Below are 22,308 nucleotides of genomic sequence, written 5' to 3'. Positions count from 1 at the left end.
TTATTCCTCTTCCTGTGCTGCCAGCTTTGCAGCCTGATCTGCGGTGGCAAGTGCATCTATTACTTCATCGAGATTTCCGTTGAGTATCTGTTCAAGCTTGTAAAGTGTCAGCTTTATGCGGTGATCGGAAATTCGGCTCTCGGGGAAGTTGTAAGTTCTTATCTTCTCAGACCTGTCGCCCGTACCGACCTGTGAACGTCTGTTGGAAGCTATCTCGTCCTCCTGCGCCCTTACCTTTTCGTCAAGCAGTTTTGCTTTCAGCATTTTCAGGGCTTTTTCCCTGTTCTGGAACTGCGAACGCTCGTTCTGGCATTCTACAACAGTACCAGTGGGTATGTGTATCAGACGTACTGCTGATGAAGTCTTGTTGATGTGCTGTCCGCCTGCGCCCGAGGAACGGAATACTTCCATCTTGATCTCTTTCTCTTCGTTTATCTCAAGCTCAACATCATCAACCTCGGGAAGTACGGCTACAGTAACCGTTGAGGTATGGACCCTGCCCTGAGATTCGGTCTCGGGAACACGCTGTACGCGGTGTACGCCGCTTTCGTATTTAAGGCGTGAATATGCACCCTGTCCCGATACGGTGAAGGTTATTTCCTTATAGCCGCCGAGTTCGGTCTCGTTGGCGCTCATTACTTCTATCTGCCAGTTCTTCTGTGCCGCGTACATGGAGTACATACGATAAAGGGAATTCGCGAACAGTGCAGCTTCTTCGCCGCCTGCACCGCCCCTTATCTCGATGATAACGTTCCTGTCATCGTTGGGGTCTTTGGGCAGAAGAAGTATTTTCAGCTCTTCTTCAAGACGTGCCATAGCCGCTTTTGATTCAGCGTACTGCTCCTGTACCATATCCTTCATATCAGCGTCAAGGCTGCTGTCTGAGGACATTTCCACTGCTTCATCGAATTCAGCCTTTGCTTTATCATACTCGCGCAGCGCCTCAACAACCGGTTCAAGATTTTTGTACTCTATCATAAGCTCGGTGTACAGCTTTGAATCGTTTACCACCTCGGGCTGCATGAGCCTTTCGTTTATTTCGTTGAATTTATCTTCAAGTGCTCTTAATTTTTCAAACATATCATTTACTCCTTATTATCCGTTCGACTGCGTCATCTATGTCGTAGCGCTCATCTATGAGTATATAACTCTCTCCAAGCTTTCTGCACATATCAAAATTTCTCTTGTTTTCGCTTGTGAGCTCTTCGCGGTTCAGTCCGCTGTCATCGAGCCTGTTTTCGATAACGCACGCAAAACGCTTTATAGTGTCAAAATTGTGTTCGATATAACTTTCGGTCATAACAAGGCAGAAGGCACGTATCTCACGCAGATAATTCTCATCGAAGCTTTCTCTCCAGTCAAAGGGTATGTAGCAGCCCTCGACTATCAGGTGCTGTCCGTTTTCTACTGCTGTCTTTATCATCTCTTTCACTATGTTCCAGAGATATGGAGTCAGCTCCTCATCATCCATAGGGGTCAGAGTGGTCTGTCCTGACCTTATGAGCCCCATTTTAAGGTGGTCTATGGAAAGATACGGGTACTTGTACTTTTCAAGAAGCTTCTGTGCAAGGGCAGTTTTGCCCGTATGGGATGCACCGTAAATAAGTATTATCATATTATCTCCCTGTTATCAGATATATCTGGCGCAGCTAAGTTTCAGCCTCACGGATAACGGTTTTTACATTTTTTTCAGCCTTGCTGCGTGGTATCATGAACTCCCGCCCGCAGCCTGCACAGCGAAGCTTGAAATCCATACCCGAGCGCAGCACAATCATCTCGTTGCTGCCGCAGGGGTGTTTTTTCTTCATAACAAGCCTGTCGCCCTTGATGATATCCATCGCTCCACCGTCCTTTCAATTTAATAGATCATTCAGCATACTATATTATTATATCACCGTTTGAGCTTCTTTGCAAGCATCTGCCGCAAAATTAAGATTTTTTTAACGTTGAGTGGAATATCCAACAAAAAAGACTGCCGCGTTTGCAGCAGTCTTGAATGTTCAGCTAAAATCGTTGATGGTAGGAAGGTCTGTCCGTGATCCATGAGATCACACTGGCGATGAGAGCCAATATTATTGATATCAGGCACAGTACAAAACCGAATTTCGTATTGACCTGAAGATAGTTGGCGGCTCCCTGCATATTTACATTGTCGCTGGTGAAGTATCGCGATACAAAAGTGCCCTTGAACACCAGCAGACATATAAACGCTATCAGACCCAGACATGAAGCGATCGCACTGAAAAGCTTGTCCTTTTTGATGAACAGTACCACAGCACCTGCAACACAGCATATAACAGTTATGATGAGCCATGGATTGGACTTTTCATCTGAACCGTAATCATCACCGCTTTTTGTCTTGGTGGTTGATGTAGTTTTTTTCTGGTTGAATCCAGAACCCGTCTTCACATTCTTCTCTGAGATAGTGGACGGGAATATGAGATTATATCCTTTATATACGATCTCAAAGCTGTAATCCCCACTGGCTTCCTGGTTTGCAAGACTTCTTATTGCAGATGCATCGCATGATACCGACATGAACGGGAATGCGAAGCATACCAGTGCCACTAGAAAAGCTATCTTTGCTATCAGTCTTGCAGGAACTGCTCTCATGGTATCAACTAAAGCAGCAGTACCGCCGCCCTGTACAGGCACCATGGGCTGATCCGGGTTTGTCATCGCCTGATATACATTTGAAAATGTATTGCCTATAGGCTCATTTCCGATAACAGGCTTTGGTGCAGCACCTGTAGGTGCACCGCACTGAGAACAATGTGCAGAGCCGTCCGGGATATTGCTTCCGCAATTAGAACAAAACATTATATCGCCTCCAATTTAAATATGTTGATTAATTATATCATAGTTTAAATAATAAGTCAATATAAACACAAAACTATTTTCATCCGTTCTTCATCGCGGCTGTGATCTGCTGTTTCTGTAGGAGTCTGATAATTACGGTATTTTTCAGACATCTCGGCGGCTGTGACCATTTGTTTATTTATTTCCTATTGACTTAGTCCGAAAAAAATGTTATTATATAAAAGTACATTTAATTTTTCAGTAAAGGAAGATGAAATATGAAAAAACCTTTTATAACCAAGGAGAAGGCTGAGGAGATAATCAAGTCTTACCCCACTCCCTTCCATATCTATGACGAGAAAGGCATCCGCGAGAATGCACGCAATCTTTACAAGGCATTCAGCTGGAACAAGGGCTATAAGGAGTTCTTCGCTGTAAAGGCTACTCCTAATCCATACATACTTCAGATACTGAAGGAGGAGGGCTGCGGTGTTGACTGTTCATCCCTTACAGAACTGATGCTCAGCGAGTGCTGCGGTTTCAAGGGCGAGGATATCATGTTCTCGTCAAACGTTACTCCTGCTGAGGAGTATGTTAAGGCTAAGGAAATGGGCGCTTACATCAATCTCGATGATTTCACCCACATTGATTTCCTTGATAAGCTCTGCGGCATACCCGAAACTATCTGCTGCCGTTACAACCCCGGCGGAACTTTCTCCATATCCACTAAGATAATGGACAACCCCGGTGACGCAAAGTACGGTTTCACACACGAGCAGATAATCGAGGGCTTCAGGATACTTAAGGAGAAGGGTGCAAAATACTTCGGTATACACGCTTTCCTGGCTTCTAATACTGTTACCAATGAGTATTATCCCAAGCTTGCGCGTATACTTTTTGAGCTGGCTGTTGAGATCAAGGAGAAGGTGGGCATCGAGTTCAAGTTCATAAATCTCTCAGGCGGTGTTGGTATTGCTTATGAGCCCGACAAGCCTCAGAACGATATCTTTGCTATCGGTGAGGGCGTTCACAAGGCATTCGATGAGATACTTGTTCCTGCAGGTCTTGGCGATGTTGCTATATTCACCGAGCTCGGAAGATATATGCTTGCTCCCTACGGTCATCTGGTAACAACTGTAAAGCACTTCAAGCACACCTACAAGGAGTATGCAGGTGTTGATGCTTGTGCCTGCAACCTGATGCGTCCTGCTATGTACGGTGCATACCACCATATCACAGTTCTCGGCAAGGAGGACAAGCCTTGTGATCACAAGTACGATGTTACAGGCAGCCTTTGCGAGAACAATGATAAGTTCGCTATCGACAGAATGCTCCCCGAGCTGGAGATAGGCGATATCCTCGTTATACACGATGCTGGTGCACACGGCTTCTCCATGGGATACAACTACAACGGCAGACTTCGCTCCGCTGAGCTTCTGCTGAAGGAGAACGGCGATGTACAGATGATAAGACGTGCCGAGACCCCTGCAGATTATTTCAGCACATTTGATTATACAGGCATACTTGACAAGTACCTGAAAAAGTAAGAACCCGAAGGTGATCACGGTTTCATCGGGAAAGACACAACGTTTTGGCTATGTAAGACATTACATCTACGATGCTCTTCATTCATTCTTCCATGAGGGTCAGTTATAAAAGTATCATAAGAATTTATGGTTATCCCCTTAACACACCACAAGTAAGATCACTGCACCAAAGCAGCCAAAAGCCTTAAATACGCACTGTTTCCCAGCTTACGACGGTTGAATTTGTAAAAGGAGAAACGTATATTAGATTAATTTATGATGACTTTGATCAAGTCTGGACTGTCTTTCCGTGCAAAATTCCATAAAATAGGTGATATTATGACGATTGAAAATATAATGAAAAAATATGATCGTATGACAATAAATATGTTTGAGGATTATTTATTTTCTGAAGTAGGTGATATTGATGATGTTGATATCATTGTTGGATTTATAAAGGCGAATGATGAAACAAAAATACAGGAATATTCTGATATGATCTGCAACGATAGCGGTTATAAAGGTATTTTTTTAGAAGGAAATCAGTATATAATTTCAAACGATAAAAATGAAGTTCATATCATAGATACAGTTGCGGCTGAATATGCAAAAAATTCATTAATCGAGATGGTTTTTGAAATTGATGAATTTATATTCCTTATTCGCCATAAAAAAGAATATATGGAATGGTTCAAACAAAACACGAAATGTATTCTATTTGATAACACATACTAAAGGCATACGGGCTTGCTCTTAATACGAGATTATCCCGATGACACACCACATTAATTAGTATTATATCGGAACTTGAAACACTTGGCGGTTATCCTCACCCGCCGCAGGCGGGGGAATGATAACTACGACACGATATTACCGTGTTATATAGCACTTTGTAATGTTGTGTTAAAGGGATAACCATGTAAGAATTTAATAGTCATTAAAAGACCTCCTGCGGTATCATCTTACTGCGGAGGTCTTGTTATTATATCAGTCATTCAGTATTTTAACAGTGAACAGCAGCATACGCAGTCCTGCAAATGATCTCATGAGTTTTCGGTATTCAGCGTTTTGTATCCTGCCGCCTGTACTCATCAGGTCGTATATGACCTTTGCTTCCTGCATCTTCTGACCTGTACGCACAAATCCTGCACGCTCGTAAAAACGAAGTCTGTTTACGCGCTGACTGTAGTTTTTGTATTTTTTATCGACTTCTTCTATTGCCAGGAACAGCTTTCTGCCGCTGTACTTTTTCTGAGCCGCCTTCAGTATGGCAGTGCCGTACCCCTTGCCGCGCACAGCATCATCCACGGCAAAATAGAACACATAGCTGAGATCACGGTAGTTGACGGTATAGATAAATCCTATCCAGGTATCACCGTCAAGACAGCTGAAAAAATTAACGTTTGGCTTTGCGGCACCTTTTACAAGTATCCCGAAAGGTGCGCGTTCATCCGACGGAAATGCGGTATTATACAGCCGCATGATCTTATCAATGTCGGTGGTGTCATGTTTGATATTTATAAGTCTTATATTCATGGACTTTCACCTGCTTTAATTATCATCTGCCGTATCAACGTTCTTTATCGGTCATGGGATACAGCTTTGTATCATTATACCATACCTGCCGATAAAATACAATATAAAGTTTCAGCTTGGTTCATAAATAAACTCAGCCCCCGTGCTAATGAACTGTGACGGGGGCCGGTTCGTTATATCAGATGCTGTCTTTTTCAGTGAAGGCAGACTTGTGATCAAGCCACTTGCCGCTGAGGTAGTATGACCATGTTATGGTGCAGCCTGTTCCGAAGCCGAAAAGACCGTTCCACCATATTATGGTGTATCCGAAAAAGTCACTGTATCTGAAAATGTAGGTGACTATAACTCGTACAGTTAGTGCGCAGGTAGCCACAATAGTGGGAACGGTGCTGTGGTTTGTGCCCTGGAATACGCCGAAGAGCGGTATGTATACCGACAGTACCAAATTTACCATCGCAATTGTTCGCAGATGTTGTATGCAATAATCTGCGGCGGCATGATTCAGGGCAAAAAGGTCTATTATCTTCGGGGCTGTGAGCATTATCGCAGCGGCTATCAAAATGGTAATGCCAACGGATATGAGTGTAGTCTGACGTGCGCCCTGTCTGACACGTTCGGGTTTGCCTGCACCGTAGTGCTGGGCTATCACCACGCTGTTGCCCGATGAAAAGCCTATGGCTATGGCGAGGAACAGGAAAGTGAATGTACCCGTAGTTCCCACGCCCGATAGCGCCGATTGTCCAGCGTTCCTGCCGACTATGACAGAATCTGCAGTATTGTAAAGCTGCTGAAGAAGAGATCCTGCCAGCACAGGAAGTGCAAAGCTGACTATATGTTTCCACGGAGTACCCTCCGTCATTGTTCTCTTTGACATTATATCACCGCTCTCTGAAAAATCACAATTATCATTATACGCGATTTTTATATGATTTTCAATCGGCTGATTAAACAAAATGTGCGCCCGCGGAAAGACCGTGAGCGCACGATGTTTATTATTTATTATACCTTAGGCAGACCTGCAAAGCCCTTTGCCAGATCATCATCGGTGGGTATATAGTCGGTCATCAGACCGTCATTGAACTTCTGGTAAGCCACCATATCGAAGTAGCCTGTACCTGTAAGACCGAAGAAGATGGTCTTTTCCTCACCGGTTTCCTTGCACTTGAGTGCTTCGTCGATAGCTACGCGGATAGCGTGGCTGGATTCGGGTGCGGGGAGTATTCCCTCAACACGTGCAAACTGCTGTGCAGCCTCAAATACCTTAGTCTGCTCAACGCTTACAGCCTCCATCAGCTTGTCATCATACAGCTGAGAAAGTGTGCTGCTCATGCCGTGATATCTCAGACCGCCTGCGTGGTTTGCAGAGGGTATGAAACCGCTGCCCAGAGTGTACATCTTAGCAAGGGGGCAAACCATACCTGTATCGCAGTAGTCATAAGCGTACTTGCCGCGTGTAAGGCTGGGGCAGGATGCAGGTTCAACTGCTATGAAACGGTAGTCAGCTTCGCCGCGGAGCTTCTGACCCATGAAAGGCGCGATAAGTCCGCCGAGATTGGAGCCGCCGCCTGCGCAGCCGATGATGATATCAGGCTTAACGCCCAGCTTCTCAAAAGCAGCCTTGCTCTCCAGACCGATAACCGACTGGTGCAGCAGTACCTGATTGAGTACGGAGCCCAGTACGTAACGGTAGCCCTCAGTGCCGACAGCAACTTCTACTGCCTCGGAAATAGCGCAGCCAAGGCTTCCCGAAGTGCCGGGGTGTTCAGCAAGTATCTTCTTGCCTACGTTGGTGGTCTCAGAGGGTGAAGGTGTTACGGAAGCACCGTAGGTACGCATTACCTCACGGCGGAAAGGCTTCTGCTCATAGCTTACCTTTACCATGAACACTTTGCAGTCCAGGTCAAAATATGAACAAGCCATTGAAAGCGCAGTACCCCACTGACCTGCTCCTGTTTCTGTGGTCACGCCCTTCAGACCCTGCTTCTTTGCATAGTAAGCCTGAGCGATAGCACTGTTGAGCTTGTGGCTGCCGGAGGTGTTGTTGCCCTCGAACTTGTAGTATATCTTTGCGGGAGTACCCAGAGCTTTTTCAAGGCAGTAAGCCCTTACCAGAGGTGAGGGTCTGTACATCTTATAGAACTCGCGTATCTCCTCGGGGATATCTATGTAAGCATCAGTGGTGTTCAGTTCCTGCTGTACCAGTTCATCACAGAATACTACGCCCAGTTCCTCTGCGGTCATGGGTTTGAGGGTCTGGGGATTGAGCAGGGGAGCAGGCTTGTTCTTCATATCAGCTCTGACATTATACCACTGCTTTGGCATTTCACTTTCTTCGAGATAAGTTTTGTAAGGTATATTGGTTGCCATTATACAAAAAACTCCTTTCGTTGCTAAAAAACTATAAAGTATTAATATTATACCACACTAAAGCGATATTGTCAAGACTTTTAACTACATAAAACAGAGGGGCTCATGCTGCTGCATGAGCCCTGTTACGCTGTTTATCGTTATTTGGTGAGCTTTATTTCCACCGATCCGTCGATACTTGTAAGTTTCTTGCCGTCGGTCCTGAAGCAGGTGTTCTTTTTGTCTACCTCTAACTTTTTGATCTTGTAGCCCGAGATTGCAAAAGAACGTATCCTCTTTAAATTGGGACCAAGTTTCAGCACAGCCAGTTCGGTCTCCGATGACTGTATGAAAGCATGACCGAATGCGCCTGTACCCAGGTATTCAAGGCTGTCGGGGAGAATGATCTCGCTGAAGCCTGTGCAGCCTTCAAAAGCAAAGTCACCTATCTTTACAAGGGTCTTGGGGAAACTGATCTTTGTAAGACCGTCAGAATCTCCGCTGACATTTCCGAAGGACAGCCCCTGTTCAAAGCTGCCTGCAAAGGCATATCTGTTTATCTCGGTGACGCCCTCGGGTACAGTGAATTCCTTGTGTTTACGTCCTGTAAATGCCAGCAGCTTTTTCTTGCCTGCGGTGTAGAGAACATTATCCTCTGCGATGTAGTTCTTGGAGCCGCTTTCAATGGTTATCTTGTCGAGCGAACCGCACTCCTTGAATGCACCGTCACCGATATAGGTTACGCCCTTTGGTATAGTTATTTCCTTCAGACCTGAGTTTTCAAAAGCGAAAGCGCCGATGCTCTCTACTGTGGACGGTATCTCGATACTTTCAAGTTCAGTATAATAGCTGAACATCTCATCGGGTATGCTCTTGAGCTTTTTGGGGAGAGTTACTTTCTTTGTTGCGGAAGAACCCGAAGAAAGATAGCCTATGTACTCAACGCTGTCGGGGAATACTATCTCCTCGGGGCTTGTGCCTGAGAACGCACCGTCGCGGACAGTTGTTACCTTCTTGCCTTCAAACTTGTCGGGAACGGTGAGCTTTTTGGGCTCCTCCTTTCCTGATTTCTCGAACTTTACAAGTTCAGCGTAGTCATCGTGTACGGCAAATTTAAGTACGCCCTTATCCACCTTTGCTTCTTTCAGCTTTTCAGTGTTTCCGTCCTTTATGTTCCAGCTGCCGATGTTGCTGCAGTACTCTTTGCCGTCGATGGTGAACACGCTCATCTGTATTGCGTATTCGCCCGGTATATCAGAGGGCTTGCAGGCTTTGACATCGAAGTTATCGCCAAGAAGGCTGAATGCAGCGCCGAGCGTATCGGCAGTACCCTCGCTGAAATGCTTGCGGGGGTTCTTGGGATCGGGTGCATAGCCTGTGACAGGTGAACTGAATGACAGCCACTCGTTAAGGTCGATATCGTCCTTGGAAGCTATAGGTACGCCGCTGTCTGTGTTCTGATTTGAGGTAACGCCTGTGATAGCTGAATTGCCTTTTTCGTCAACGTGAGACTGTATATTTACTCTGAGATACTCATCGGCAAGATCACGGGTAGAACTGAGTGTACCGGATGAACGGTAATTTCCGTCACCCAGATACTTGGTAAGACAGATATTAGGCTCTGCATCCTTATCGGTAACAACGCCGATGATGGTCGGGTCGAGATCCATTTTTGCTATGCCTTTGTTATCCACCTCGGCAGGTATATAAAGTACATAAGGTGCCCAGCTCTTTTTCTTTTCGTCCATGGACACGTTTTTGAGTACTGTGTAGTAAACGCCGCGGATATTGGCAAGTTCTTCCTTGGGCAGTTTTGAGTAGGCACAGCCGTCGTCCTTGAATTCCTTATCGGAGGACTTTGCACCCTTTTCAACCACTGTCAGATCCAGCTTATCGAGTGCGGATGCCGATGCAGATGAGTTTCCGTTGTTATCGGGCTTTGATGAGCTTTCATCCTTCTTTGAGGAACTTGACTCAGCCTTTGAGGACGACTTTTCATCCTTCTTTGAGGAACTTGACTCAGCCTTTGAGGATGATTTTTCGTCCTTCTTTGAGGAGCTTGACTCAGCCTTTGAAGATGATTTTTCGTCCTTCTTTGAGGAGCTTGACTCAGCCTTTGAGGATGATTTTTCGTCCTTCTTTGAGGAGCTTGACTCAGCCTTTGAGGATGATTTTTCATCCTTCTTTGAGGAACTGCTGTCTGGCTTTGATGAAGGTGTTCCCACATCTACATCAGTATTGCTCAGCAGAGTACTCATCAGTGCATGGTAATCTGAGTTGAGCGGATCGTTCTTTATGTAGTCGCCGCCGCCCAGGATCTTCAGTATTATAAGGCTGGTCTCCAGATCTGCGGTGCTGTTTGAAAGCGGGAAATATACTGACATTCCGCAGGTGTTGCTGATAGTGGTAGTGCCGTCTATCACCATATCGTTTATGGCACTTTTCAGCTCCTTTGTTTCATCAGCATAAGAGCCCGAAAGGGAAGTTACCATAGTACCCAGGTCAGCCAGGTCAAAGCTTGCGTAGCTGTGTACACCGTCAAGGAACTTCTCGTATGACTTCTTGTCACCGTTCTTCAGGTCATCGTTCATTGCCTTGCATACACCGCCGACAGCTTCCTTTACGCTGTCAGTCTTTGAAAGGTCAAAGGCTGCGAGGGTGGCATCGGAGATATAGCAGCTTGAACTGATCTTGGAAAGATAATCGAAGTAGGTCTTTATTATGCCCTTGCATATCTTGGTGGTATCGGTATCGCCCTTTACATCCTTGAGGAACTCATAGTTCCAGCCGCAGCCAGGTTCGGAATCTGCAGAAGCCACAAGGTATTCAGCATAGTCCTGCCAGAGGTCAGCTATCTCGATCGATGACATTACACAGGCATCAAAGCCCACGAATTTCAGCTTGTTTTTCTTGAAATCGGATTTGTCAAGTGCGTCCTTCATCTCAGCTATGGTAAGGCTGTCACCAAGTTTCGTCTTGCTGTCAACGTTCAGTTCGTCGCTGCCGTAGCCAAGCACCGGTCCGCCGCCGTGGTCCCAGCATATCAGTGCATAGTCATCTGCAGGATATTTCTCGGGAACATCTTTGAGGAATGCGCCGAAGGTATCAGCCTTGCCCATATTCTTTTTATCTGTCTCATAGATATTTATACCTGCACCGTTGTCGCCCTGTATATCGGAGTCCTTGGACTTGTACTCTATATAAGCATTCTTGCCTGCCGGATATCCGGGTATCCACCATGTCTGTGCACCGCCGCAGTATATCACAAGGTTTACATCCTTGTCATCAAGACCGCTGTATATCATCTCACCGATATCTATGGTAGCGGCTTTCTGCGCCTGTTTGCTTTCCAGGTCAGAACCGACCATGTATACCATCAGTGTCAGCTTTTTCTTTTCCTCTTTCTTTTTATCGGACCATTTTCTTGCCTTGGCTGAGGTACCTACGTTTATCCTTGTTGAAGGTGTTTCTCTGAATGCACCTCTTTCAACAGCGGAAAGGGAAGTCAGTCTTATGTTGTCAGCTATGGTGCCTTCACCTGATAGGTCTATAACATTCAAACCGTTTTCATCGTCTGTCGTTTCGCTGTCGGTAGTCTCACTGTCGGACGTTGTTTCATCTCCTGTGGTATCACTATCAGTGTCCTTGTTACCCGACGGTGCAGCTGACGAAGCTGTATCTGCTGCCTGTGAACTTTCGTCCGCAGCTCTGTCGCTGCAGCCTGCCATAAGTGAGGCTGTGAGCATCAGTGCTGTTATGGCACTGACTATTCTTTTGCTTTTCATCATGACCCTCCTGTTGTTTCATTCGGACATTTTCTGTATATGCGATGTCCGAAAATCTTAAATTATTTGATAAACTTCACCATCAGATATTTTACCATAATATTGACGTTTTGTAAATAGATGTCTCATAAATTTCAACTATATAGCGGTATGCTGTCACATAAGACTTGGAATTTTTGTTTTAATTATATAATTGATGATACCCGAACGGTATGATGTTGTCGGGTAGACCATATTTTTATGGTTATCCCTTTAGCACACCAATACAAAGTGCTATATAACAAGGGAAAATAGTGTCGTAGGTATCCTTCCCTCCCGCCAAATATTTCAAGTTCCGATATAACACCGATCAATTGTGGGTGTCAGCGGGATAACCATATATTTTTTTGTAAAGCCGATTGAAAAATATTAATATATGTGGTATAATAAATATAACGATCAGTCAGACAGGGGGGATATCATGTGCACATGGTTCTATGCTGAAAAGACGGCGCTTTCACCGATAATATCCAAGGCGCAGAAGAATCCGCTTGCGCAGACCATAATGATCAATCTGGCACGACCTCTGGCGATGTCCGGGAATATACGTCCCACGGATATGGCGGCGGTGTTTGCACCGAACAAGCGCGGGGATATGGCTGTGTACCCGATGATATGGGGATTCACACATGATTCCTCACCCAAGCCGCTTATAAACTGTCGGGTTGAAACAGCAGAACTGAAGAGTGTATGGAAGGATTCCTGGTTCAGGCGCAGATGCATAATACCTGCCTCATGGTACTACGAATGGGGAATACCACCTATGGAAAACGGTTATCGTCCCATCGCCGGGCAGAATAACATAAAAAAGGTGAAGTATGCCATACAGCCCGAGGGTGCTGAGATAACCTATCTGGCAGGGCTGTACCGATTTGAGGAGCACAGGGGCGTTAAGGTACCCGTTTTTGCGGTGCTGACGAGAGAGGCTTGTGCACCTGTGCGGGATATTCATGATCGTATGCCCCTTATTTTCAGGAAGGAAGATCTCCGCGACTGGGTGCGCCCTGACAGTGATCCCAAGAGCATCGCGGAAAAAGCCCTTACTAAAATGGTGGTGGAAAAGGCTGTGGATTACCCTGAACCTGTACCGGAATTTATGCAGATATAACAAATTTTGTTTCACGATGTCTTTACAATCAAAGAAAAATATGCTATAATAATAAAAAGATAACCACGAAAGGAGAGTGTGGTATGAGCGCTACTATAAAGGACGTTGCAAGGGAAGCGGGAGTATCGGTAGCTACTGTATCAAGAGTACTCAACGGGAGCTGTAATGTTTCCGAAGATTCAACCGAAAAGGTCAACGATGCCATACGCAAGCTGAAATATTCACCTAATTTTCTTGGCAGGAACCTGAGAAAATGTGAGACCAATGTTATACTTTGTATAATGCCCACCTCAGAGCATTCACTGTATTCAAAGATAGTTACAGGTATGCAGCGGTACGCTTCAAAGCTCGGCTATGATGTTATCACTGCTGTATCTGATAATACTGCCACTGCTGAGGCAAGGCAGATGAATATGCTTTTCAACAGGACTGTCGATGGTGTAGTGCTGCTGGGCACGATGTATGATGCCGAGTCGCTGAATCATCTGGCGCAGAATTACGATATCGCCCTGTGCTGTGAGGGTGTACCGGGTGCCGATGTGCTGACGGTTGCCGTTGATGATGAGAGTGCGGCTTTTGATGCTGTGACCACACTTATCAGCAAGGGTCATAAGGATATAGCTTTTGTAGGTACAAATTCTGAGGCGATATCTTCTACCGCCCGTGAGAACGGCTATAAGATGGCACTTGAAAAGGCAGGCATACCCTACCGTGAGGAGCTTGTTTACCGTGACAGCTATGAGTATAACTGCGGACTTGATGCTATGGACTATTTCGCTAAGCTGGATAAACGTCCCGATGCTGTGTTCTGTGTTTCCGACCTGCTTGCTATAGCGGTGATACACCGCGGGGCTGAGCTTGGCATCACAGCAGGCAAGGATATTTCCGTTATGGGCTTTGATAATATCTCCATGTGCGAGATGATGCTGCCTACGGTATCAACTGTTGAGCAGCCCTGCTTCAAAATGGGTGAAATGGTCATCGCCAAGCTGATAGAGAATATCCGTTCTTCACATAAGGACAATAAATATTACACTGTGGATCACAAGGTGATACTGAGGGCTTCCACAGGGGACTGACCATTTCGGGATCATATAGCTAATGAAATAAAAAGCTGAGCGCGTTTCAATAAACGTCCTCAGCTTTTTTTTGCTCTTATTCAGTTTTGTGATCTAAGCTTTTCGCGCATCACATGGGTATCAAGGTCGGCAAGCCTTGTGGGTATGGGTATATGGCTCTCCTTATCCGTCAGGGTCAGTGCAATATTGCAGGCGGTATCAAGGGAGATATTGTTGCCGACGGATACGAAAACAGGTCTTACACCAGTATGTGTCCTCAGGGCTCTGCCATAGACCTCGCCGCCTATCACGATATCGGTGAAGCTTCCGCTTTCGGGGGAAGGCTCGGTGTAGTCGGTCTTTTTGTCAGCGCGGAAATATGTCTTTGCTATACCGAAAGTAGGTCTGTCCAAATAAAAGGACGCATGAGAAGCTATGCCCATGTGTCTGGGGTGAAGATATCCGTTGCCGTCAAATATATAGATATCGGGGATATTTTCAAGCAGCTTCACTGTTTCGAGTATAAGGGGCAGTTCCCTGAAAGCCAGGAATCCCGGCATATACGGAACATTTATCTTTCCGCTGAAATGCTGTCTTTCTATGACTTCATGAGTTGTAAAGTCAATTATTACGATACAGCATACTGCCTGTTCATCACCGTTCTCATTCTGCCAGTAAGCAAGGTCGATGCCTGCAACTGTCTTTATATCACTGAGGTGGAAGCTGTCCGCACAGGATATCCTGCTGCTGAGTTCTTCCTGAAAGGCGCGGAATTTTTCCTGCATCTCTTCTTCGGACATACCCTTACAGTTTTCAAAATTCATGGCTCTCACTTTCTGTACAATTATCCGTACTTTTTAAGGTCTATCATTATGCCGACTTTAGCCAGCAGCTTTACTGCTGTATCCGTGTCAACAGGGTAGATATCGCTTTTGCCAGTCTGACGTTCGTTCTCAAAATGCAGAAGCTCTATATGGTTCTCCGAAAAATCTTCGGTAGAATACAGCATACCCATGATGTAGCTGTTCTTTATTGCATAATAATTAGTCTCTCCTCACACAGCAATAAAGCGACGAAATATCGACAAATCCAACCCAATATGGTATAATAGAAGTGCAAGAAAAAGTAATCAAAACGAGAAAAAAGCTTGCACTTCGGAGGATGCCATGTATAAGTTCAAGAAAGAAAAACAGATTTCATTCACAGATTTCAATCAACCGCTTGGTTTGCAAATGAACCCGGATAACCGCTGGGTAAAGAAAGCAGAAATGATCCCTTGGGAAACAATTGAAGCTGAATATGCCAGGCTGTTCCCGAGCCATACCGGTATGCCCGCAAAGCCTCTCCGCATGGCACTCGGTTCGCTGTTGATACAGAAGCAATATCATTATCCGGACGAAGAACTCGTCGAACAGATCAGAGAGAACCCGTACTACCAGTATTTCATCGGGCTGCCCGGATATGAGGATAAGATTCCGTTCGTACCTTCGCTTCTCGTGGAATTCCGCAAAAGACTATCGGAGGATGTTCTCAACGAGATCAATGAAATGATCATCGAGTACAACTCGCAGCAAGACAATGACGATTCTGATGACGTGAGTGGAAACGGAGGTCAGCCCGATCAGCAAGATCCAGCAAATGATTCCGAAGAAAAAACTGAAAACTCTGGCACACTGATCCTTGATGCGACCTGTGCGCCGCAGAATATCAAGTATCCTCAGGACATTGAGCTGCTGAATGAAGTTCGTGAAAAGCTTGAAGATATGCTGTGCAGAGTCTCCGATAAATACGGATTTTACAGACCGAGAATGTACCATCAAAAGGCAAGAAAAGACTATCTTGCACTTGCCAAATGCAGAAAGCGCGGTGCGAAAAAGATCAGAAAAGCGATCAAAAAGCAGCTTCAATATATTCGCCGTGACCTTGGATATATCGATAATCTTATCGAAAACAACGGCGTTGTGCTGTCCGTTTCCGATAAGGAGCTTCTTGATATTCTCATGACCGTTTACGATCAGCAGCGGTATATGTTTGAAAGCAACACTCATTCTGTTGAAGACCGTATTGTCAGCATCAGCCAGCCGTACATCCGACCGATCGTAAGAGGTAAAGCAAAATCTCCTGTTGAGTTTGGAGCTAAGCTCGATCTGTCAGTTGATGAGACCGGGATGTGCAGGATCGAGAAGCTATCCTTTAATGCTTACAACGAAAGTGCAGTTCTGAAAACAGCAATTGAAAACTACAAGCAGCGCACAGGTCATTATCCGGAGCGAGTTCTTGTTGATCAGATATATCGCAACCGTGAAAACATCTCGTTTTGCAGCGGTCACGGCATACGTATTTCAGGCAAAAAACTCGGAAGACCGAAGAATGACGCCGACAGCAAGGCTGAAAAGAAGGCAGCATATAAAGATAATACCGACAGGATCGAAGTGGAGCGTAAGTTCAGTCTTGCAAAGCGCAAATTCGGTCTTGGTCTGCTGCTCACAAAAAGAGAAGACACAACAAGAGCATCGATAGTTCTCAGCGTCATCGCAATGAACATCGACCGCCTGGCGGCGATGCTTTTACGCTTCTGGAAAATAGTGATAAATATTCGCTTCTCATATCGCCAGCCGGTATGCCGTGGATTTTAGAGGCTTGTTGAGGAGAGACTAATTAACAGGCTTCAGGCGCATAAGCGGCTTGCAGCCTGTTTTCATATCTCTGCACAAGCCCTCAAAATCATCATCCACAAAATTGATCTTGCGGCACTTCATAGCCTGTATCCGCTTTTTCAGCGCAGGCTCATTATCTGCGGATCTTTTCCTGAAAAAATGGAACATAGCATACTCCTTGCTATTTCAGCAGTCTTTCAAACAGCTGACTGCGGCAGTCCTCCTCAAGCTTGTCATTTATAGGTGCAGGGACATAGTCTGTACCTGTCTTTCTTGTCATGCAGTAGGATATTATGTGATCTGCCAGCTTCGGGTTCTTGGAAAGTAGAGGCCCGTGAAGATAGGTGGCGGTCACATTTTTCTCGGTGTAGCCCTCAGTGGTGCTGGAAAATTCGTTGCCGTTGCCTGCCAGGACTTTTCCGAAAGGCGAGGTAACATTAGTTGTCTGTCCGCCGTGGTTCTCAAAGCCTATGACCTTGTATTTTTCGCCGCTGAGATCAGCTTCGACCACTATGTTGCCTATGCATCTTTCGCGCTTGTTGGTGGATGCTGCAGTATAATAATCGAATAGTCCCAGACCGGGTATCTTCTTGCCGTTGGAGTCCTTGTAGTATTGTCCCATAAGCTGGTAGCCGCCGCATATCATCAGGAAGTATACTCCGCTTTCGTAAGCTTTGCGTATCTCATCTTTAAGTCCCAGCAGATCATCAGCAAGCAGCTGCTGTTCAAAGTCGGCACCGCCGCCCAGGTATACTATATCAACGCCCGAAAAATCAGTGTCCCTGTCACCGAGATCGTGTTTTATCACTTCTGTTTCTATGCCGCGCATCCTGCATCGGTAGGAAAGTATCTCAACATTTCCGCTGTCACCGTAAAGGTCCAGCATGGCAGGGTACATATGCAGTATCTTCAGCTTTTCCATTATCCCTGACCTCCTTCCGCTTTTGCTTTGTATCGCTTTATAGCCGCACGTGTGGGCTGTATGGCGGTATAATTTGCTATGGCATACTTGCAGCCCTTGTTTTTGAAGAACTCGTCCATAGCATCATCAAGATCGGGTCTGACAACTATCTTATCGGGGTCGTAGCCCGAGCATTTTATCCTTATTGCGATATCGTATGCCCTTGTGCCGCTTGTGACAACTCTCGAAACATCCTTGAATACCGAGAAATTTATATCCCATATCCACGATACGTCATGACCGTCGGCAAGGTTATCGTTGAGGACAAAAAGCAGCTCCTTATCGTCGTTGTGCTCGTTCATAACTCTCAGTGTCATATTGGCGCCAACAGGATTCTTGGCAAGGTTTACCAGCAGCTCACTGCCGTCCACGCTGAACTTTTCAAGTCTGCCGTTGTTTACTTCAAACTTCTCAAAGGTTTCGTGAAGCACCTTTTTATCAAAGTTGTAAAGGCTGGCTGCTGTGTATACAGCCGAGAGATTGTAAACGTAGTATATGCTGTTGTGTGAGATCTTGTACTCCTCACCCTCGAATTCAACAGAGGGCACGTCCAGCTTAACGTTCTTTGCAGTCATATACGGTTTTACATCACCGAATCCGCATTTGGGGCAGCGGAACTTTCCGACGTGTGAATACTGATAGTAGTCATACACAAGCTCGGTCCCGCAGGAAGGACAGAACTTACCCTCACCCACTTCGTAGGGCTTATCGGTAGCACCTGCATAGCGGTCAACACTGAAATAGTAGATATTCTTGTTGTTCGGGTTTGCAAGTCCAAGACGGGAAACGTTTGGGTCATCGGCATTGAGTACCACGTTGCCCTCGTAAGTTTCAAGGAATTTCTTAACCTTGAGTATAAGCGTTTCCACTTCACCGTTCCTGTCCAGCTGGTCACGGAAGAAGTTCAGCAGTACCAGGGTCTCAAGCTTCATCTTGGAGAATATGACGGGCACATGGCTCTCGTCAACTTCAAGCACAAGATAATCTGCCTTTACTCTGCCTTTCATATCACAGTTCTGCAAAAGCAGGGAAGTTATGCCTGTGTCCAGATTATTACCCTGTTTATTTGTGATTATTTTTTTGCCTGTGCTTTCAAAGATGTGGTTCAGGTAGTTTGTGACCGAAGTCTTGCCGTTAGTGCCTGTTACCGCGATTATGGGGCAGTCAACCTTGAAGGCTTTCAGGCAGTCCTTATTCAGCTCCCACAGTACAAGACCCGGCGCGTTGCCTGCATCCCTGCCAAGCAGGCGAAGTGTTTTGACCATTAATTTGCCGAACCAGATGGTCAGCGTATTTTTCAAACTCATTATACGTACTCCAATAATAAATATAGTACGGCGGTGAAGAACGGATAAATGTATCAGCCGTCCGTGTACAGCTGTAATCACGCCGTCTTTGTCTGCCTGTGGAACAAAGCTGTACACTCCTGAATCGGCAGACCTATACTATAATATAACAAAACAGCAGAAATGTCAACCCTGAATCCTGCAACAGGATATCTGCTGTCAGGATGAGACAGATGCAAAACTGCCAATGAAGCTAAAGGTTTGGCTCGACAGCGCACTCTGCTTCATTGGCAGTTTACTTGTATTCTTTTACTCCTGCTGTGGGAACGTCCGCACGATGACAGCTGCGATTGATCTCAAAGCTTAAAAGGCTACCGAGAAACAAACTGCCCGTCATAACAATGTTGGTGACGTGTCGGCGCCCCGGGCTAGGGCAGCTGTGTTTGTTTGCGAGCTTCAAAGGGCACCGAGAAACATACTGCCCGTCATAACAATGTTGGTGACGTGTCGGCGACCCTGGCTAGGGCAGCTGTGTTTGTTTGCAAGCTTCAAAGGGCACCGAGAAACAAACTTACCGTACTAGCTTTGTAAGTGACGTGTTGCGTGCCCGCGCGAGGGCTAGGCGCGTTCTACTTTCATCAGGTTGGTTGTGCCGCTTATACCGAGGGGTACTCCTGCTGTGATTACTACCAGGTCACCTTCCTTGATGTAGCCCTTTTCCAGTGCGACTCTTATGGCGCGGGAGATAAGCTCATCGGTGTTGTCCATTTCATCAACAAGACCCGGAAGAACGCCCCATGACATATTCATCTGGTGGCAGGTAACGGAGTCAGTGGTCAGTCCTATTATGGGACAATCGGGTCTGTACTTTGAAAGTATACGTGCTGTAGCACCACTCTTGGTAACTGTCAGTATGGCAGCCGCTTTAAGGTCGTGGGCTGTGGTGACTGTAGCGTGGCAGATAGCGTCTGTTATACTGGGGTGGTCGATATCATCACGCTTCTGGAAACGGCGCACGTAGTCGATATCTCCCTCGGTGGTCTCAGCTATAAGGCTCATGGTCTTTACTACCTCAACAGGATATTTGCCTGCTGCTGTCTCACCCGAGAGCATTATTGCCGAAGTTCCGTCATATATAGCATTTGCTACGTCGGTTATCTCCGCACGTGTAGGTCTGGGATTGTTTATCATGGATTCCAGCATCTGTGTTGCAGTGATGACCTGCTTGCCTGCATTGTAAGCCTTGTGTATAAGCTCTTTCTGTATTGCAGGTATATTCTCGAAAGGTATCTCAACACCCATGTCGCCTCTTGCTACCATTATGCCGTCAGCGGCTTCAAGTATCTCGTCAATGTTCTCAACACCCTCGGCGTTCTCTATCTTTGCGATTATCCTCGGATTGAACCAGCCGAGACTCTGGGTGAATTTTCTCAGATATGTAACGTCAGCACCGGTCCTTACGAATGATGCCGCGATGAAATCAAAGCCCATCTTCGCACCGAAGGCAAGGTCAGCCATATCCGCATCGGATATATAGGGCATTGAAAGCTTAACTCCCGGTACGTTGATACCCTTGTGGTCTGATACCACGCCGCCGTGTATGACCTCGCACTGTATATCTGTGGAATCTATCTTAACGGCTTTCAGCTCGATCACACCGTCGTTTATGAGTATCCTTGTGCCTGTGGTGATATCCTGGGGCAGTTTTGGGAAGGTTATGGAACAGATAGTATTGTCGCCTTCCACATCTCTTGTGGTCAGGGTGAACATATCGCCGTCATTGATCGTCACAGGCTTGTGATCCTTGAAATCCCTGAGCCTTATCTCAGGACCCTTTGTGTCCATCAGTGTGGCTATATTAAGTCCCATTTCGTCGCGCAGACGGGTTATGGTCTCAAATCTCTGCTGGTGAATGGAATGCTCGGAATGTGAAAAATTGAAACGGGCAACATCCATGCCGTTCTTCATCATATCCCTGAGGATGTTCTCGTCATCCGTAGCGGGACCTATGGTGCATACTATCTTGGTTTTACGCATATTATCAGACTCCTGTCAATAAAAAACAAACACTGCCGCATGGCTGCGGAGATCGGTATTGTTGGCCTTTTTCCGAAACGATGCAATATTATGAAACAGCATTTGCATGATCGGTAAAATTTAAAAATCAAATTCATTATACAATATATCACCAAAAAAGTCAAGCGAATTTTTGGTCAAAACGCATTGAAGTATTGGTCAAAAATTGTCAAAATAAACGAAAAATAAAAATACGCTTGACTTTATGTAAAAAAAATGTAATATTATTAGATAGTATTTTATCTGTATGATAAATTGGGGGAACGATCGATGGAAAAAAAGATAAAGATGAGTATGAGTATAATGATGGGTGTCACCCTTAGCCTTTGCCTGTCATTTGTTGGCACCTTCACTTCGGGGAGCTTCACACCTGCGGCATTTCTTGTAAGCTTTCTTGAAAGCCTGGTGATAAGCCTTGTTATAGGATGTATCGTACCAATAAAGAAGGCGGAAGACAGTGCGTGCGAAAAAGTCGGTGTGAAAAGCCCTATGGGTCGCAGAACGGTAGGCAGCTTTGTATCAGACCTTATCTATACGCCTGTTATAACCACAGCAATGGTGACCATAAACTTCTTCAAGATCCCCATAGCACACAGACCTCCTTATATAATAATGTGGGGAAAGTCTATGGTGATAAGCTTTATCGTGGCTTACCTGATCGTTTTCCTTGTTGGGGATAATTATATGCGGATGATACTTAAAAAGTACGGCATCACCGGCAGACCACCCGAGGGAAGAAAATGAATAATATATGATAAATAGGCTGTCGTTAATTTCGGCAGCCCTTTTTATTTCAGGTTTTCCTGTGGTATGCGGTAAGGGGGGAAATTATTCCTGATGGCTTGACAAAACCTGTAAAATAGTATATTATATAACTGTTTGAAAGTTTTGGATCCGGATAGTTCATGCTTTCAAAACTCATACCCCTTTGAGAGGCTGCCGATCATCTCGGCAGTCTTTTTTTGTCGGGATATAATATATAGTGTGATGAATTGTTTAATGTGTACAATATGCTCCCTGAGCATTTTACAAGTTTGGTGAAAATAAATTCCCAAAGGTCTTGACAAAATGGAGAAAAAGGTTTAAACTATACTTAGCACTCAAAGAGAATGAGTGCTAACACCCGAAAGC

At 45.5% G+C, this 22,308-nt stretch carries 20 protein-coding genes; 6 read left to right on the top strand and 14 right to left on the bottom strand.

Features of this window, described 5'->3' with window-relative positions; genetic code table 11:
• The 4 genes from prfA to RUMAL_RS20140 form a co-directional block, all read right to left on the bottom strand.
• The gene (prfA, locus tag RUMAL_RS20155; protein ID WP_013483926.1) at window positions 1-1,080 is read right to left on the bottom strand and encodes a peptide chain release factor 1; all 1,080 of its coding nucleotides are present in this window, start codon (window positions 1,078-1,080) and stop codon (window positions 1-3) included.
• Window position 1,081: 1 nt separating this feature from the next.
• Window positions 1,082-1,615: a P-loop nucleotide/nucleoside kinase family protein gene (locus RUMAL_RS20150; protein ID WP_013483925.1), complete on the bottom strand. Its 534-nt coding sequence runs from the start codon at window positions 1,613-1,615 to the stop codon at window positions 1,082-1,084.
• A 34-nt stretch (window positions 1,616-1,649) separates the two neighbouring features.
• A complete protein-coding gene (locus tag RUMAL_RS20145; protein ID WP_013483924.1) occupies window positions 1,650-1,838 on the bottom strand; it encodes a DUF951 domain-containing protein in 189 nt (62 codons plus the stop codon).
• Window positions 1,839-2,004: 166 nt separating this feature from the next.
• On the bottom strand, window positions 2,005-2,820 hold the full coding sequence (locus RUMAL_RS20140; RefSeq protein ID WP_013483923.1) for a zinc ribbon domain-containing protein: 816 nt from the start codon (window positions 2,818-2,820) through the stop codon (window positions 2,005-2,007).
• Window positions 2,821-3,077: 257 nt separating this feature from the next.
• Between RUMAL_RS20140 and RUMAL_RS20135 the strand changes: the two genes are divergently transcribed.
• Both RUMAL_RS20135 and RUMAL_RS20130 read left to right on the top strand, forming a co-directional pair.
• Window positions 3,078-4,346 (top strand): diaminopimelate decarboxylase, encoded by a 1,269-nt coding sequence (locus RUMAL_RS20135; RefSeq protein WP_013483922.1) that lies wholly within the window; start codon window positions 3,078-3,080, stop codon window positions 4,344-4,346.
• A 318-nt stretch (window positions 4,347-4,664) separates the two neighbouring features.
• Window positions 4,665-5,060: a hypothetical protein gene (locus RUMAL_RS20130; RefSeq protein WP_242843422.1), complete on the top strand. Its 396-nt coding sequence runs from the start codon at window positions 4,665-4,667 to the stop codon at window positions 5,058-5,060.
• 252 nt (window positions 5,061-5,312) lie between these two features.
• On the opposite strand, the gene RUMAL_RS20125 is transcribed toward RUMAL_RS20130, so the two are convergent.
• From RUMAL_RS20125 to RUMAL_RS20110, 4 genes are all read right to left on the bottom strand, one after another.
• Entirely contained in the window at window positions 5,313-5,861 is a 549-nt protein-coding gene (locus tag RUMAL_RS20125) for a GNAT family N-acetyltransferase (RefSeq protein WP_013483920.1), read from the bottom strand.
• Between the two features lie 178 nt (window positions 5,862-6,039).
• Window positions 6,040-6,735 carry an MATE family efflux transporter gene (locus RUMAL_RS20120; RefSeq protein ID WP_013483919.1) on the bottom strand — a complete coding sequence of 232 codons (696 nt, stop codon included), beginning with the start codon at window positions 6,733-6,735 and terminating at the stop codon, window positions 6,040-6,042.
• A 125-nt stretch (window positions 6,736-6,860) separates the two neighbouring features.
• Complete coding sequence (locus RUMAL_RS20115; RefSeq protein ID WP_013483918.1) at window positions 6,861-8,228, bottom strand: TrpB-like pyridoxal phosphate-dependent enzyme; 1,368 nt, start codon at window positions 8,226-8,228, stop codon at window positions 6,861-6,863.
• 140 nt (window positions 8,229-8,368) lie between these two features.
• Window positions 8,369-11,992: a clostripain-related cysteine peptidase gene (locus RUMAL_RS20110; RefSeq protein WP_013483917.1), complete on the bottom strand. Its 3,624-nt coding sequence runs from the start codon at window positions 11,990-11,992 to the stop codon at window positions 8,369-8,371.
• Between the two features lie 460 nt (window positions 11,993-12,452).
• Here RUMAL_RS20110 and RUMAL_RS20105 point away from each other — a divergent pair, with 460 nt between their 5' ends.
• The gene (locus RUMAL_RS20105) at window positions 12,453-13,139 is read left to right on the top strand and encodes an SOS response-associated peptidase (RefSeq protein ID WP_013483916.1); all 687 of its coding nucleotides are present in this window, start codon (window positions 12,453-12,455) and stop codon (window positions 13,137-13,139) included.
• An 83-nt stretch (window positions 13,140-13,222) separates the two neighbouring features.
• On the top strand, window positions 13,223-14,218 hold the full coding sequence (locus RUMAL_RS20100) for a LacI family DNA-binding transcriptional regulator (protein WP_013483915.1): 996 nt from the start codon (window positions 13,223-13,225) through the stop codon (window positions 14,216-14,218).
• 80 nt (window positions 14,219-14,298) lie between these two features.
• On the opposite strand, the gene RUMAL_RS20095 is transcribed toward RUMAL_RS20100, so the two are convergent.
• Both RUMAL_RS20095 and RUMAL_RS22215 read right to left on the bottom strand, forming a co-directional pair.
• On the bottom strand, window positions 14,299-15,021 hold the full coding sequence (locus tag RUMAL_RS20095; RefSeq protein ID WP_013483914.1) for an endonuclease V: 723 nt from the start codon (window positions 15,019-15,021) through the stop codon (window positions 14,299-14,301).
• A 20-nt stretch (window positions 15,022-15,041) separates the two neighbouring features.
• Window positions 15,042-15,212 carry a hypothetical protein gene (locus tag RUMAL_RS22215; protein WP_013483913.1) on the bottom strand — a complete coding sequence of 57 codons (171 nt, stop codon included), beginning with the start codon at window positions 15,210-15,212 and terminating at the stop codon, window positions 15,042-15,044.
• 151 nt (window positions 15,213-15,363) lie between these two features.
• Here RUMAL_RS22215 and RUMAL_RS20085 point away from each other — a divergent pair, with 151 nt between their 5' ends.
• Complete coding sequence (locus RUMAL_RS20085; protein WP_013483912.1) at window positions 15,364-16,833, top strand: IS5 family transposase; 1,470 nt, start codon at window positions 15,364-15,366, stop codon at window positions 16,831-16,833.
• A gap of 18 nt (window positions 16,834-16,851) precedes the next feature.
• Here RUMAL_RS20085 and RUMAL_RS22210 read toward each other — a convergent pair whose 3' ends face one another.
• The 4 genes from RUMAL_RS22210 to pyk form a co-directional block, all read right to left on the bottom strand.
• Window positions 16,852-17,022: a hypothetical protein gene (locus tag RUMAL_RS22210; protein ID WP_013483911.1), complete on the bottom strand. Its 171-nt coding sequence runs from the start codon at window positions 17,020-17,022 to the stop codon at window positions 16,852-16,854.
• A gap of 13 nt (window positions 17,023-17,035) precedes the next feature.
• The gene (locus RUMAL_RS20080) at window positions 17,036-17,776 is read right to left on the bottom strand and encodes a type 1 glutamine amidotransferase (protein WP_013483910.1); all 741 of its coding nucleotides are present in this window, start codon (window positions 17,774-17,776) and stop codon (window positions 17,036-17,038) included.
• Window positions 17,776-19,122, bottom strand: a complete 1,347-nt coding sequence (locus RUMAL_RS20075; protein ID WP_013483909.1) for a MurT ligase domain-containing protein — start codon at window positions 19,120-19,122, stop codon at window positions 17,776-17,778. Before RUMAL_RS20075 ends, RUMAL_RS20080 begins: the two co-directional genes overlap by 1 nt.
• Before the next feature lie 597 nt (window positions 19,123-19,719).
• A complete protein-coding gene (gene pyk, locus RUMAL_RS20070; RefSeq protein WP_013483908.1) occupies window positions 19,720-21,138 on the bottom strand; it encodes a pyruvate kinase in 1,419 nt (472 codons plus the stop codon).
• 309 nt (window positions 21,139-21,447) lie between these two features.
• Here pyk and RUMAL_RS20065 point away from each other — a divergent pair, with 309 nt between their 5' ends.
• Complete coding sequence (locus tag RUMAL_RS20065; protein WP_013483907.1) at window positions 21,448-21,921, top strand: hypothetical protein; 474 nt, start codon at window positions 21,448-21,450, stop codon at window positions 21,919-21,921.
• Window positions 21,922-22,308: the final 387 nt, after the last annotated feature.

The sequence above is a fragment of the Ruminococcus albus 7 = DSM 20455 genome (assembly GCF_000179635.2).
Lineage (GTDB): Bacteria > Bacillota > Clostridia > Oscillospirales > Ruminococcaceae > Hominimerdicola > Hominimerdicola alba.
Note: the sequence above shows the minus strand (reverse complement) of the source record. Positions and strands in the feature narration are given on the sequence as shown.